This window comes from Phytopseudomonas flavescens, assembly GCF_900100535.1.
Taxonomy (GTDB): Bacteria; Pseudomonadota; Gammaproteobacteria; order Pseudomonadales; family Pseudomonadaceae; genus Aquipseudomonas; species Aquipseudomonas flavescens.
Genome location: NZ_FNDG01000004.1, coordinates 89,358 through 103,626, shown reverse-complemented (window position 1 = coordinate 103,626; position 14,269 = coordinate 89,358). Strand labels below are relative to the sequence as shown.

Annotated in this window: 13 protein-coding genes; 1 reads left to right on the top strand and 12 read right to left on the bottom strand. The window is 63.7% G+C overall.

All coding sequences use genetic code 11. The features are described from left to right. Nucleotides 1–2: 2 nt before the first annotated feature. The 12 genes from BLR94_RS06540 to BLR94_RS06485 all read right to left on the bottom strand — a co-directional run bounded on the left by BLR94_RS06540 (nucleotide 3) and on the right by BLR94_RS06485 (nucleotide 13,758). Nucleotides 3–815, bottom strand: a complete 813-nt coding sequence (locus BLR94_RS06540) for a CheR family methyltransferase (protein WP_084303959.1) — start codon at nucleotides 813–815, stop codon at nucleotides 3–5. Further along, complete coding sequence (locus BLR94_RS06535; RefSeq protein ID WP_084303958.1) at nucleotides 815–1,312, bottom strand: chemotaxis protein CheW; 498 nt, start codon at nucleotides 1,310–1,312, stop codon at nucleotides 815–817. Before BLR94_RS06535 ends, BLR94_RS06540 begins: the two co-directional genes overlap by 1 nt. 12 nt (nucleotides 1,313–1,324) lie before the next feature. After that, nucleotides 1,325–2,968, bottom strand: a complete 1,644-nt coding sequence (locus tag BLR94_RS06530) for a methyl-accepting chemotaxis protein (protein ID WP_084303957.1) — start codon at nucleotides 2,966–2,968, stop codon at nucleotides 1,325–1,327. Between the two features lie 11 nt (nucleotides 2,969–2,979). After that, nucleotides 2,980–5,190, bottom strand: coding sequence for a chemotaxis protein CheA (locus BLR94_RS06525; protein ID WP_084303956.1), 2,211 nt, complete (start codon nucleotides 5,188–5,190; stop codon nucleotides 2,980–2,982). A gap of 12 nt (nucleotides 5,191–5,202) precedes the next feature. Then, the gene (locus BLR94_RS06520; RefSeq protein WP_084303955.1) at nucleotides 5,203–5,511 is read right to left on the bottom strand and encodes an STAS domain-containing protein; all 309 of its coding nucleotides are present in this window, start codon (nucleotides 5,509–5,511) and stop codon (nucleotides 5,203–5,205) included. After that, on the bottom strand, nucleotides 5,511–5,876 hold the full coding sequence (locus tag BLR94_RS06515; protein WP_084303954.1) for a response regulator: 366 nt from the start codon (nucleotides 5,874–5,876) through the stop codon (nucleotides 5,511–5,513). Before BLR94_RS06515 ends, BLR94_RS06520 begins: the two co-directional genes overlap by 1 nt. 23 nt (nucleotides 5,877–5,899) lie before the next feature. Further along, on the bottom strand, nucleotides 5,900–6,931 hold the full coding sequence (locus tag BLR94_RS06510; RefSeq protein WP_244158104.1) for a methyl-accepting chemotaxis protein: 1,032 nt from the start codon (nucleotides 6,929–6,931) through the stop codon (nucleotides 5,900–5,902). A gap of 804 nt (nucleotides 6,932–7,735) precedes the next feature. After that, the gene (locus BLR94_RS06505) at nucleotides 7,736–8,515 is read right to left on the bottom strand and encodes a hypothetical protein (protein ID WP_084304181.1); all 780 of its coding nucleotides are present in this window, start codon (nucleotides 8,513–8,515) and stop codon (nucleotides 7,736–7,738) included. A 354-nt stretch (nucleotides 8,516–8,869) separates the two neighbouring features. After that, on the bottom strand, nucleotides 8,870–9,430 hold the full coding sequence (locus tag BLR94_RS06500) for an ankyrin repeat domain-containing protein (protein ID WP_084303952.1): 561 nt from the start codon (nucleotides 9,428–9,430) through the stop codon (nucleotides 8,870–8,872). Between the two features lie 107 nt (nucleotides 9,431–9,537). Next, nucleotides 9,538–11,037: a catalase gene (locus BLR94_RS06495; protein ID WP_084303951.1), complete on the bottom strand. Its 1,500-nt coding sequence runs from the start codon at nucleotides 11,035–11,037 to the stop codon at nucleotides 9,538–9,540. 269 nt (nucleotides 11,038–11,306) lie between these two features. Continuing rightward, entirely contained in the window at nucleotides 11,307–13,229 is a 1,923-nt protein-coding gene (locus BLR94_RS06490) for a HAMP domain-containing methyl-accepting chemotaxis protein (protein WP_084303950.1), read from the bottom strand. Nucleotides 13,230–13,512: 283 nt separating this feature from the next. Beyond that, complete coding sequence (locus BLR94_RS06485; protein WP_084303949.1) at nucleotides 13,513–13,758, bottom strand: PCI domain-containing protein; 246 nt, start codon at nucleotides 13,756–13,758, stop codon at nucleotides 13,513–13,515. Between the two features lie 162 nt (nucleotides 13,759–13,920). On the opposite strand from BLR94_RS06485, the gene BLR94_RS06480 reads away from it, so the two are divergent. Continuing rightward, on the top strand, nucleotides 13,921–14,184 hold the full coding sequence (locus BLR94_RS06480) for a hypothetical protein (protein WP_084303948.1): 264 nt from the start codon (nucleotides 13,921–13,923) through the stop codon (nucleotides 14,182–14,184). The last annotated feature ends 85 nt before the right edge of the window (nucleotides 14,185–14,269 follow it).

The following is a 14,269-nucleotide window of genomic DNA, read 5'->3' as shown; positions in this document are numbered from 1 at the left end:
CCTCATGACCGCTCGAAAACCGAAGGCCGAATGCTGCGCAGCGGTAGGTTCATGCCGTGCAGGGTTTCGGCATGACCAATGAACAACAGGCCGCCGGGGCGCAGGCAGCTCAGGAGCTGGCGCACGATGGCCGCCTTGTCGGTGGTGGAAAAGTAGATCAGCACGTTGCGCAGGAAAATCGCGTCGAAGGTACCGATGTCCGCCGGCAGCGGTTGCATCAGGTTGACCTCCTCGAACCGCACGCGCTGGCGCAGTTCGTCACGCACGCGAAACAGGCCGTCGCTCTCACCAATTCCCCGCAGGCAGTGGCGTTTGAGCAGCCCCTCGGGAAACTGCCGGGCCTGTTCCATGGAATAGGTCGCGCGCCGCGCTTTCTCGAGGATGCGCTGGCTGAGGTCGCTGGCCTTGATCGACCAATCCGGGTGGCTGGCCTGCTCGGCCAGGGTGATGGCCATGCTGAACGCTTCCTCCCCCGACGAACTGGCTGCGCTCCACAGCCGCAGCGAGCGCTTCTGGCGCTTGGCCCATTCGCCTAGAAAGACGAAGTGCTGGGGCTCGCGGAAGAAATAGGTCTCGTTGGTGGTCAGCAGGTCGATCACCAGGCGCCGCTCGCTCTCCTCGCCCGCCTGACGAATCAGTTGCACGTACTCCCGGTAGCTCTCCACCGCCCGCGCGCGCAGGCGCGACATCAGGCGGCCGGCCACCAGCATGCGCTTGTGGTCGGCCAGCTTGATGCCGGACACATCGTTCATCATTTTTTGCAGGTGGCGGAAATCCTCGTCGGCCAGTGACGGCAGCCCGTTCTCACTGCTCATCAGACGGCCTGCCTGGCCTGGATCAGGTGCAGGATATCGTCCAGCGAAAGGATTCGCGGCACATCCAGGATGATGGTGAAACCGCGTTCATCGCGCGCCATGCCGGCGATGAATTCGGTGCGGATACCCACGCCGAAGGCCGGCGCCGCCTCGATTTCACTGGCCTCGATGTCCAGCACCGCGTCAACCGCATCGACCACCAGGCCGATGCGCTGGTCGACACCCTGCAGGTTCAGTTCGATGATCACGATACAGGTGCGCCGGCCCGCCACACTGCGTGGCTGGCCGAAGCGCGCCGCCAGGTCGAGCACCGGCACCACGCTGCCGCGCAGGTTGATCACGCCGTGGATGAACTCGGGCATCATCGGCACCCCGGTGACCCGGCCGTACTCGATGATTTCCCGCACGCCGTCGATCGGCAGCCCGTAGCGCGTGTCGCGTACCCGAAAGGACAGGTACTGGGTGGTGGTGGCGTCGGCCTCCAGCAACGCATTCATCGCTCGCCCCCCTCAGTTGAAGCTGACGAATTGGCCATCGTCGGCCAGGTTCGCCACGCCACGTCGCGAGCTCTGCCGCAGTTCACGCACCACCGCGGTACGCGAAGTCGCCACTGGCAACGAGGAGCTGCGCACCTCGGCAGCGCCCAGGCGGAAGTAGCTGATCAGTTCCTGCAACTGCCCGGCCTGAGCGTTCATTTCCTCGGCGGTGGCAGCCAGCTCCTCGGAGGCCGAGGCGTTCTGCTGGGTGATCTGGTTCATCTGGCCCATGGCGATGTTGATCTGCGCGGCGCCGGCACTCTGCTCCTGGGACGCAGCGGTGATTTCCTGCACCAGATCCGAGGTGCGCTGGATGTTCGGCACGATCTGTTGCAGCAGGGCGCCGGCCTTCTCGGCCAGTTGCACGCTGCTGCTGGCCACGCCACCGATTTCCTGGGCTGCCACCTGGCTGCGCTCGGCCAGTTTGCGCACCTCGGCGGCCACCACCGCGAAGCCCTTGCCATGATCGCCGGCACGCGCCGCCTCGATGGCGGCGTTCAGCGCCAGCAGGTTGGTCTGGTAGGCGATGTCGTCGATGATGCCGATCTTGTCGGCGATCTGCTTCATGGCGCGCACCATGTCTTCAACCGCGCGGCCACCGTCGACCGCATCGTTGGCCGCCTTGCCGGCGATACCGTCGGTGACCTGGGCGCTGTCGGTGTTCTGCGCGATGGAGGCGGACATCTGCTCGACCGACGCGGTGGTCTCCTCCACCCCGGCAGCCTGTTCGGTGGCGGCCTGGCTCAGGGACTGGGACGTGGCGCTGACTTCTTCCGAGGCCGAGGACAGCTGGTCGGCGGCGCTGCGCACATCACCGATCACCGTGCGCAGGCGCTCGGCCATGCCATTCATGGAAGCCAGCAGGCGCCCGGTTTCGTCGCGACGGTCGACCGTCACCGAACCACTCAGGTCGCCTTTGGCCAGGTCGTCGGCCAGCGCCACTGCGCGGTTCAGCGGGTGGGTGATGCTGCGGGTGACGAAGATGCCGATGGCGAAACCAACCACGGCGGCGATCAGCACCAGGACGATCATCTGCAGGCGCGATCCCTCGTAGATGGTGGTGATGCCGTCGTTGGCCTCCTTGGCGCGCATCTTCTTCTGATCGACCAGGCTGCCGATGGTACGGTCGGCGGCATTGCCGTCCTGGCGCAGTTGCGGCAGCAGGGCGGTGGATTCACTGGCTTCGGCCAGCCTGTCGGTTGGCTTGTTCAGCTCCAGCACCTTGGCAACGGTGGCTTCGTACTCGGCCAGCTCGCGGTCCAGGGTCTCCAGCTGCGCCCGGGCCTCCGGCGTGCTGAAGCTCGGCCGGGCCTTCTCCAGGTTCTCGTGCATCGACTTCAGCGCCTTGCTCACTTGGGCCAACGTGGTCTCGCGCTCCTGTACGGAAGTGGCGAGCATCACGCTACGCAAGTGGCGACCGGCATACACCAGGTCCAGGTTGGCGTTCTGCATGTGGTCGAGCGCCATCATTTCGCGCTCGTACATCTGGTCGGAAAGCTGGTTGACCTTGGCCAGGTTGAAGATACCCAGGGCGCCGACCAGGGCGGTCAGGATCACCACCAGGGTGAAGCCGGCGATCAGGCGCACGCCGATCTTCATGTTGCGGATGAATTTCATAGGGGTTTCTCCTACGTGCCGATCATTTCCGGACGCGGCTGGGTTGAGCGAGAGTCGAGCTCGACGTTTTGTTGCAAATTGCGGAACAGGCTGACGATGTCGAGGATCAGAGCGATTTGCCCGGAGCCCAGGATGGTCGACCCGCCAATGCCCGGCAGGTGCTGGAACAGCAGGCCGAGCGGCTTGATCACGGCCTGCAGCTCGCCATGCAGGTGGTCGACGATCAGGCCGGCCTGCTGGCGGCCGATGTTGACCACCACCACGTTGCGTCGCTTGCCGCGACCGGCCGGCAGACGGAAGTGGGCTGCCAGGTCGATGCACGGCAGTGGCCGGCCCCGCAGGTCGAGGCAACCGTAGGCCCCCTCGGTCAGCGGTGTGTCACCCAGTTCCAGGCACTCGGTGACCATGTCCAGCGGTACCACGAAGTGCTCCTCGCCCAGGCTGACGTGGAAGCCGTCGATGATCGCCAGGGTCAGCGGCAGGCGGATGCGGAAGGTACTGCCCTGGCCGGGCCGCGAGTCGATCTCGATACTGCCGCGCAGGGCGTCGATGGCACTGCGTACCACATCCATGCCCACGCCGCGCCCGGACAGGTCGGACACTGCATCCGCGGTGGAAAAGCCGGCGGCGAAGATCAGCATGTGCACGTCTTCGTCGGACAGGTTGGCCTGGGCGTCGACCAGGCCACGCTCGATGGCTTTGGCGCGGATCCGTGCGGTATTGAGGCCGCGGCCGTCGTCACTGACTTCGATGACGATCATTCCCGACTCGTGGTAGGCGTTGAGCAATAACCGCCCTTCGGCGGCTTTGCCAGCGGCCAGGCGCTGCTCGGCCGACTCGATGCCATGGTCGATGGCGTTGCGCACCAGATGGGTGAGCGGATCGGCGAGCTTGTCGATGACCGACTTGTCCAGGTCGGTGTCGGCGCCACGGATCTCGAGGCGGATATCCTTGCCCAGTTGCTGGCTGACGTCGCGCACCACCCGGTGGAAACGATTGAAGGTGTCGCCGATCTCGATCATGCGCAGCTTGAGCGCCACCTCGCGAATCTGTTCGACGTACTGGTTGAGGGTCTGGGTGCTCTCCATGCAGGCCAGGTTGCCATGCAGCTGGGCCTGCAACTGGGCGCCGGCGGCGCCGATCACCAGTTCGCCGACCAGGTCGATCAGTTCGTCGAGCTTGTGCGCCGCGACACGTACCTGGGCGCTCTCGCTCGGCTTGCGCTCGCGCACCGCCTTCTGCTTGGCCAGGGCGGCATTCACCGCCTGCGGCGCGACCATGCCCTCCTCCACCAGTACCGCGCCGAGCGGCGGTTTCAGCGCGGTGGCTTCGGCCTGCAGGGCCAGCCCCTGCTCCAGCTCGTGATCGGTGAGCAGACCGGCCGTGACCAGGATCGAGCCGATCCGCTCATCGGTTTCCGGCAGCGCCTGGATCAGGCGGATGTAATCGTCCAGGGCACTGTCCGGCGGCAGGATACGCAGGGTGCAGAAATCCTGGATGAACTCGAACACCTCTTCGATCTGCGCCTTGCCGGCCTCACTGCACAGGTCGATTTCCAGGCCGGCATAGCAGGCCTCGGCATCCAGCTCGGCGAGCGCCGGCAGGCCATCGTCGATGACCCGCACGGTGAGCAGATCGCCCAGGCGCTGCAGGTAGCGCACGAAGGCGATGGGATCGAAGCCATTGCGCAGCAACTCGGCATCGAAGCGCAGGGAAATGTGCCAGGCAGACTCTTGTACGCAGCTCGCACAGCGCTCCAGAGAGCCGTTCCCGGAGCAGTGGCTGGCGACCGGGGCTGCACTCGATGCGATCACCTGCGACGCCGGCGGATCGACCTCCAGGGCTTGCAGCAACTGAGCCTGGTGGGTGGCGTCCACGTCCAGGGTGCCGCTGTCGACATCGATCATCTCGACCATCGAGGCGACTTCATCGAGACAGCGCAGCAGGGTGGACACCTGCCCCGGCTGCAACGGCCGCAGGCCATCGCGCACCGCCATCAGCAGGCTCTCGAGGTGATGGGTGAACTGCACGATGGGGGTCAGGGAAAAAAGCCCGGCCGAGCCCTTGAGGGTATGCATGGCACGGAACAGGCCATTGATCGCCTCGGCATCGCTCGGCGCCGTCTCCAACTGCAACAGATGATCTTCGGCCTGCTTGACCAGATCACGCGCTTCCTCGACGAAACCGAGCAGCAACTGGCCCCATTGATCCTTGTCGAGCATGGATGCCTCCCTTCAGTTTTGCAGCGGTAACTGGGCGTTGAGTTGCAGGAGGGCCAGCACTTCACGCAAGGGCTCGCCAACGCCTGCCAGTGACAGCACACTGCCGGCCTCTGCCAGGTGGCGCTGCCAGGCCAGCAGCAGTTGCACCCCGGCGTAGTCCAGTTCCTCCACCGTCGTCAGATCCAGCACGCAGGCGCCCGGCAGCTCGCCGGCACCCAGCGCCAGCAGCGCGCTACGCGCCTCGGCGACCTCGTAGATGGTCAGATTGGCACGTGCCTGCAGGTGCAGCAGCCCGGCCTGGCTCTCCAGACGCTGGAACATCAGCCCACCAGCTTGTCGACGGCGGCCAGCAACTGCGCCGGTTGGAAGGGCTTGACGATCCACGCCTTGGCACCCGCCGCCTGGCCCTCGGCCTTCTTGCCCTGCTCGCTCTCGGTAGTCAGCATGACGATCGGCGTGAAGCGGTATTCGTTCTTGGCCTTGATCGCCTTGACCAGGCCGATGCCATCCAGATTCGGCATGTTCACATCGCTGATCACCAGGTTGATCTTCTGGCCGTTGAGCTTGGTCAGCGCATCGCGGCCATCGACCGCCTCGATCACCTGGTGACCGGCGCCGCTCAGGGTCATCCTCACCAGTTGGCGCATGGAGGATGAGTCATCGACGATGAGAATGGTCTTGGACATGGCAAGAGAGCTCCGGCGGAATGTTAGAAGAAGGTGATTTCGGACTCGGTCACGCGACGACGACCATGACGCTCCTCGTCCGTGGTGAAGTTGCGGCGGAAGGTCTCCAGCCAGGCACGCGGGTCGGCGGCATGGGCCTGGCCGTCCTGCACGCCCTGCTGCAGGCGAGCCAGGTCGCGCTGCAAGTGATCGAGCATCTGATCGGTACGATCCTGCACCTGCAGGTTGACCACGATTTCCTGGATATCGCCTTGCGCATGGCGGGTATCGCGCTGCAACTGCTCGGATGCCGTGGACAGCTCCTGCAGGTTGCCGGTAAGGCCCTGCATCAGTTCACCGGCAACCTGATCCAGGTAGCCCAGGTTGCTCTCCTCGGTGGCGGTCAGTTCACCAGCGGCGGCCACCGTGTTGCGGATCGCGCCATTGATCTCGCCGACCTTCTCGACCATGCGCTGGCCGGTCTCGGCCGACAGGTTCGATAGCTTGCGCACCTCATCCGCCACCACCGAGAAGCCCCGGCCATGCTCGCCAGCCCGCGCCGCCTCGATGGCCGCGTTGAGCGCCAGCAGGTTGGTCTGGTTGGCGATATCCTGAACCCGCTTGGACATGCCCTGCAGTTCGTTGGCATAGGCGTCCAGGCTGCTGATGGTGCCGAGCAACTGGTTCTTGCGCTCACCGGCGGTGTGAAAGGCACGGGTGACTTCACCCAGGCTTTCCTGGGCACGCCGCAGCCCGTCGCTGACTCCGGAACCGCCGATCACCTGCTCGGAGGTGGTCAGGGTATCGCCCAAACGCTGGCCCAGGCCGGTGAAGCGGCCAAGCAACTGGCTGACCTGCTCGGCCAGCAGGGTACGGGTCTGGCTGAGGTTCTGCTCCCAGGCGGGCAGCAGGGTCAGCAACAGCGCGTCGGTGCTCGGCGTCACCAGATTTTCCTGGGGCTCGCTCACCGCCTCGGCCGGCGCCTGGCGGTGCGGCAACAGCGAAGCGACAGCGACCAGCGCCAGGCTCACCAACGCCAGCCACGACAGGCCGAACCAGAATCCGGCCAATCCCACGATGATCGCTCCCCACAACAAGACCCTGATCAACACTGGCGCACCCCCGCTGAATATGCTGGCTAGATTATTGACGTCAGCTTTTCGGAAAAATCGGGGGATCCCCTACGACTCCTTAGGGGAAATACGATTAAAGTTCTGCGCCAGCCGGCCGAATGATCATGCACGGCGCAGCCAGCGGCATCGCTGTCGGTGGTCTGTGGATTGATAGCCATGGGCATGGCTCGAAAATGGAGGAAGCCATTGCGCCACTCACCGCACGACAGCCGCCGACGAGGGAGTGATACTGGTGGGACCAACGCTGGACAGCGCTCGACCGGCGAAACCGATCGTTCGGCACCTCAGTCCGCACGATCCTTCAGGTCGGGAACGATCACCGTCATGCAGCCGGGCACCTGGCGCGCGGGGTCAGTGGCATGGCAGCGGCGAATATCACTCGCCAGTGGCCGCCATGCTTCACGGTGTACAGCGATACGCCTCCGCATACGCTTCGGACAGGCCAAGCTGGCGGGCCAATTGACGATCTGAAGGCATGTCGCTCACCGAAACCCTCCAGGGCTCCTGGCTGTGCACGGGCAACATCCCGTTCATTGGGGCGCCAGGCCAGCGGGGCATCACCGATGCGGGTAGCCCAGGCAGAAAAATCGCGAGACCCGGCACGCAGAACGCCTGCCAGCGAGCCAGGGGAAGGCGACGCAACGCCCAGCCCCGCGGGGTCACGAGAAAACCCTGGCGGGGCCCCAGGCCAATACCGATGGCTGCCCCACCAGGGCCGGGGCGTGAAACGTCAACGAAGTTCAGGTGTCAGCTACCCACGTCCTGGCGCCGGGTACGTTCGTTGATGACCCGGGCGCGGCGAAAATTCCAGCCGAGCAGAAGCTTCGAGGCGAGGTTATCGCGGCTGTGCGGTTCGCCGTAATGCAGCAGCACGGTGGAGCGCAGCGCATTCGGGTCGCAGGGTTCGTTGGCGTGCAGCGAACGATAACCCCAGAAGAAATAGGCGTTGCCCGGCACGATCTTGATCTTCTGCGGTTTGAGCCAGCCCCGCTTGACGGCGAAGGTCATCAGCTTCTGGGTCAGGGTGTTCTGCATCAGCGCCTTTTCCAGAATGTTGACGTACAGGTTGCTGCGGATGTTGCGCAGGTTGGGGAAGAAGATGAAGTCCCCGCAATCGCGGCCTTCGCTCGGAATGACCAGGGGAATGAGTGCGGTCAGTGCCGCAGCGTCGTAATGGAAATAATACGACTCGCGCTTGCCGGTTCTGCCTTGCAGGCAGCGCAATGCGGGGAAGATGTCGGGAGAGCGTGGCGGCTGGCCGACGCCGGCCTGGTAGATGTCCCGGAATAGCGCCATGAGCTGGGGCGATACGCTCATTTCCTCGAAGATGCTGCCCTTCACGGCATCCCGACCCTGCATGGCGAAGTACTCGTGGTGGTGCCGCCGCACTTCGTGATGCACATGGGCGCGGGCTGTCTGCAATTGCTCCTCGGAGAGAAAGCCTTCGATGACGGAGTACCCCTGTCGCTCCATGTCACTGACGATACGCGGTACGACCCGCAGGTCGGCGTTGTGGAAATCGGCCATGCTGGTCGCGTCCTTGTCTGCTGATTCGATGGGCACGCCAGCCGGCATCCGCCGCGACACTTGCGGCCAAACCTGCATAGTCCCATCGGTGTCGATTGACGTATGCCTGCAAAACGCTGATCACTTGCGCCGGTCCAGGCAGAGCCTTTGCCTGGCCAGGACGTGGAGCCTCTTCTAGCGTGGCACCTGCAGCCCAGAGCGCGCCGGTCAATGCCGGCCGGCGGGACGTTTTCTGACCAACGGTATACCGGCAACCAGCCATCGACCTGGTGCCGAGGGTATCCGTCATTGCCTCGCAAACCGCAGTCGGCACTGTGCCTTGCCTGTCGCGTTCCAAGGTAGCGGGAGCGCGCCTTACGGCTGCGCCTGTGACCAGCGCGTGCGAATGTCGCCTTGCACCAGGCGCTGAGGGTTATTGCCGAAGGCATCCTCGGCGCTCATGTCGGCGCCTTTGCTGGCCAGGGCGTCGAGCATGTCCTTGCGCTGGAACAGCGCCGCGTACATGGCCGCCGTCTGGCCGCTGCCGTTACGCTGATCAGGGCTGCAGTCGGCATCGAGCAGCCGTTTGGCGATGCGCACCTCGCCTTTGAAGATCGCGCCCATCAGAGCGGTGTTGCCGCGGCGATCCTGGGCACAGGCGTCGGCACCGGCGCTCAGCAGGCGCTCCACCGCCTCGCGGTGGCCGTGGTAGGCCGCCAGGATCAAGGCCGTATAGCCCTTTTCGTCGGCCGTGTTGAGGTCGTAGCCGGCCTGGATGAATTCGTCGAGCATCGCGGTATTGCCCGCCCGCGCCGCGTCGAAGTAGTAAGTGCGCAGTTGCGCCTGAATGTGCTCGGCATCGCCGGCGGGCGGGGTATCGGCCAGCAGCGGAGTCGCACCGGTCAACGCCAGCGCAAAGCAGAGGGTACGCAACATGGGAACCTCCCGAACGGCCACCGGCCGCTCCCGGTTTTGGGAAACCCTGGCGCATGGCCCGCTCGGGGCCGTGCGCCACGGAGTAACCGGCGTGGGCCGGCGCTGGGTCAGTCCTGCAGCTTGGCAGCCAGCGACTTGACCCGAGGCAGATCGCCCTTGGCGACTTTGGTCAGCCCTTCGCCATACTGCGCATCGGCCTTGTAGAAGAACGACAGCATGATGTGCTTGCTGTCGTCTTCCGCCTCCGCCAGGGCACCGCCCAGGCTGGCGATCAGGTCGCCCTGCATCTTCTTGTCGTAAGAACGATACAGCTCGCCGGCCTGCTGGAAGTTCTGCTCACGCTGGATCTTCTTCTGCTCGGTGCTACCGCTCAGTGGCAGGTTGCTGTAGCGCGCATGCTCACTGGCAGGCCGCGGGTTGATGCGGCTGGGCTCGTAGTTGACCTCGGTGGTGGTGTGGCCATTGTTCGCCGCGCCATCCTGGTTGCCATTGTTGACCGCGACCTTGGCCTGGTTGATCGGCAGGAACGCGTGGTTGGCACCCAGACGGTACATCTGCGTGTCGGCATAGGAGAACAGCCGCCCCTGCAGCAGGCGATCCTCGGACGGCTCGATGCCCGGTACCAGGTTGGACGGTGCCATGGCGACCTGCTCGGTTTCCTGGAACACGTTATCCGGGTTCTTGTTCAGCACCATCTGGCCGATCTTCTTGTAGGGCACGTCCGGCCAGATCTTGGTGGCGTCCAGCGGATCGAAGTCGTACTTGGCCAGGTCGGCCGGCTCGAGCACCTGAATGTACAGATCCCACTTCGGGTAATCGCCGGCATTGATCGTGGTGATCAGGTCGCGGCTCATGTGGTTGAAGTCCTTGCCCTGGATCTGCTCGGACTGCTGCGGGTCGTTGTTCTTGATGCCCTGCAGGCTGCGCCACTGGAACTTGACGTAGCGGTACTCGTTCTTGTCGTTGACCAGCTTGTAGGCGTGCACGCCGTTGCCATTCATCTGCCGGTAGGTGGCCGGGGTGCCCTCGTTGGAATACAGCAGCGTCAGGGTACGCGTCGCTTCGGGCACGTGGCTGAAGAAGTCGAACTGCGTACGGTTGCTGCCGTAGTTGGTGTTCGGGTCGGGTTTGAAGGCATGCACCATGTCCGGGAACTTGATGGCATCGCGAATGAAGAAGGTCGGGAAGTTGTTGCCGACCAGGTCCCAATTGCCTTCGCTGGTGTAGAACTTGGTGGCGAAGCCGCGCGGATCACGCAGGGTTTCCGGGGAGTGGTTGCCATGCACCACGCTGGAGAAGCGCACGAAAACCGGCGTGGTGGTGCCCTTGGTGAAGACCTTGGCGCGGGTCAGGTCGGAGATGTCGGCACTGGCCGTAAACTCACCATGGGCGCCGGTACCACGCGCGTGCACCACCCGCTCGGGGATGCGCTCGCGGTCGAAGCGCTGCAGCTTCTGGATCAATTGCGCGTCCTGCAGCAGCGTGGGGCCGGTGCTGCTAGCGGTCTGCGAATTCTGGTTGTCGCCGACCGGCGCACCGTTGTCGCGGGTCAAGGGTGCCGCATGAGCGGAAAAGCTGAACAGGGAGGCGGACAGTGTCGCCGTCATCAAGCCAAGGGCGGGTGCCCATGAAGTCCTGGGTTTCATGGATGAATCCTCGTTTTTTTATGGTTCCAAGCGCGTCGTGCGCTCCCACAAGGCTACGAGAGCCCATCGTCAGGACTAAATTGGAAAAAGACAGTGCCCCTATAGGTAATGCCTATTACGTGATCGAGCCCAGAGATGCTAGTACGCCTTCCCCACCACGCGAGAAGCCGCCGCCCGGTCACGGACGACGGCCTCCCTGCGCATGGCGGCAACGTTTCCAGCCTGGCTACTTACACGCGGAAGTGGCTGACCATCATCTGCAACTGGTTGCCCAAGCGCGCCAGTTCGATGCTCGACGCGGCGGTTTCCTCACTGGCCTCTGCGGTCTGTTCGGAAATATCGCGCACATTGACCACGCTACGGCTGATCTCCTCGGCAACCGCACCCTGCTGCTCGGCAGCGGCGGCGATCTGCTGGTTCATCGCCTGGATGCTCGACACCTTGCGGGTGATCGCTCCCAGCGCGTCACCGGCCTTGCGGGTCAGCGCCACGGAACTGTCGGTCAACTCCCGGCTACCATGCATGATGGCCGCTACCTGCTGGGTTCCCTGCTGCAAGCCGGCGACCAGGCCCTCGATCTCTTCGGTGGACTTCTGCGTGCGCTGCGCCAAGCCGCGCACTTCGTCGGCCACCACGGCGAACCCACGCCCGGCCTCGCCGGCACGCGCCGCTTCGATGGCGGCGTTGAGCGCCAGCAGATTGGTCTGCTCGGCTACCGCCTTGATCACGTCCATCACCCCACCGATCTTCTTGCTCTCGCCTTGCAGTTCGGTCATGGCATCGGTGGAGCGGGTCACTTCCGCGGCAAGGCGATCGATCTGTGCGATGGCCTGTGCCACCACCCGATCGCCCTGGCTGGCCTCGTGATCGGCATCGGCAGCGGCCTGGGAGGCCTCGGCAGCACTGCGTGCAACCTCCTGTACAGTGGCCGACATCTCCTGCATGGCCGTCGCCACCTGGTCAGTCTCCACCTTCTGGTTATTGACCCCGGCACTGGTCTGTTCGGTGACCGCCGAAAGCTCTTCGGCAGCGCTGGCGATCTGCGTCACGCCGTCGCGAATGCCAGCGATCAGCTCACGCAGCGTGCTGCCCATGCGCTGGATGCCCTGCTGCAGTACCCCAAGCTCGTCACGGCGGCTGACCTGCAGGGTCTGGGAAAGGTCACCGCTGGTGATACGCTCCACCGCGTCTAGGGTTTCCTGCAGCGGCCGGGTAATCTGCCGAGTGATCAGCCAGGCCGCGAGAATGCCGACCAGCAAGGCCAGCAACGTGGCACCGATCATCATGCTATTGGCAGAAGCCGTATCGCTGTCACGCAGCGCCACCTGCATCTGCAGCAAGGCGTCGCTGCTCTTGACGATATCCTGCACCTGGGCGGTCATGGCGTCACGCATCGCCACACGCTCTTCGGTGGCGGTACGGTAAGTACCCAGCAAGCTGCGATAGGCCGTGACCGTCGCCTCGAGCTGCTGAATCTGCTCGCGATAATCGCTGGCGAATACCGCCGTCAGGGCATCGAGCCCCTGACCCACCTGCTCGATCTGCTGATTCAGCGCCTGCTCGCTGCGCTCGCTGACGTCCGCGGTGTAGCTGAGCACGCGGTAACGCAGGGTCTGTACATCGTCCTTGGTCTGCGCGATGGCCTGATAGCGCGCGAAACTCGCCTGGTCACCAGCGGCACTACGGGCCACTTCGTTCTTGACCCTGTCGATCAGTTCGCCAGCCCGATCCGCCAGGTCGACCATTTCGGTACGCGTCTTGTTGGCAGTGGAATATACGGCGTTGGTCCTGTCATAGAACTTCTGGTACTGCTCGACCACCGCGACCTGCGCCTTGAGCAGCCGAACGTTCTCCGGGTTACGGAAATACGGCAGGATTTCCTGCTGCCGCTGAGCGAGCAAGCGGATTTGCTGTTGCAGCTTGTCGGCCTCAGCCGGCGCCCCATTGGCGAGCAGATACTGCAGCCGCGCGACCCGCAGGTCCGTCAGGGTGTGGGTGAGGTCGTTGACGTCCGTCATGCGGTCACTGCGTTGCACCACGCTGCTCAGGCTGGTCCAGCCGGTCAAGGCCAGGACCATGGTCAAGAACAGCACGAGGCCGAACCCCAGAGCCAGTTTGAAGGTGACGCCGATATTGCCAAACCAGGTATTCATGGATCGCTCCAACTGCAAAACTCAAGTGATCAAAAAACTGGAGACTTGTTGTTGGGCCAGCCCGCGCTCCGAGCGCGGTGGTAAGACGGCATCCCAGCCGATGTCGCGATGATTCACCCATCGAACTGACGATGCCGTGGTGCTCGCACACGAGCAATATCACTTTGCTATTACAGAGACGCAGTGTCGCCCGGCTTGGTTCAACCTAATTTGCGATCGATGACTCGCTGTCCTGGATGGCCGCATGGATACCCCGCCATGCTGGCAATTGCGAGAGGCCGGGTCAGCCCCGGCGGCGCTGGCGCACCAGCGAATCCTCATACGCGACCACGAAGCGGCCGGCCTTATCGCTGCCGGGTAACAGCGCCAGCACGTCAGCCGGCGTATCGAGGCGCAGATGCAGGGTGTACCCGCTACCGTCCGAGAAGGGATTGGCCTGCGTCACCCAGGCCTCGATCTGGTTCGAATCGAGGCCGATATCCCGGGCGATGTCGGCGAGAGAAAGGTCAGGCGCGGTAATGGCAGTCATATCGAGTTCCTTCTCGTAATTACTCGTCAAGTGTAGCCACCACAGGCTGCAGCACCAATGGCAGATTCCGACAAACTGCGCACCATCGCGCAGTTTCTCTGACTAGATTTAAACGTGAACAGCCCATGAGGGGCTGGACATTGAGCGAAATGGAGACTCCCTATGCGCAATATCGCCCTTAGCCTGACTGCCGCCATATTTCTTTCAGCGACACTGGCACCAGTAGCCGTGGCGGAAAGCCCTACCGAAAAAAGCATTCGCCAGGACAACCGGGATCTCGATAAGGGCGTCGAGCATGATGTCAAGGAAGTCGAGAAAGGCGTTGAACACAGCGACAAGGAAATCGATAAAGGCATCGATCATGACAGCAAGGAACGACACAAGGCTGACAAGCATATAGACAAGGAACTGAAGAAAGACCTCTGACTGCGACAGGCGGAAACCCGGCAAACGGGCTTCCGCCCCTCCCTGTGGCCCCCAAACCGCGACCTGCAAGACATCGGCTGAATCT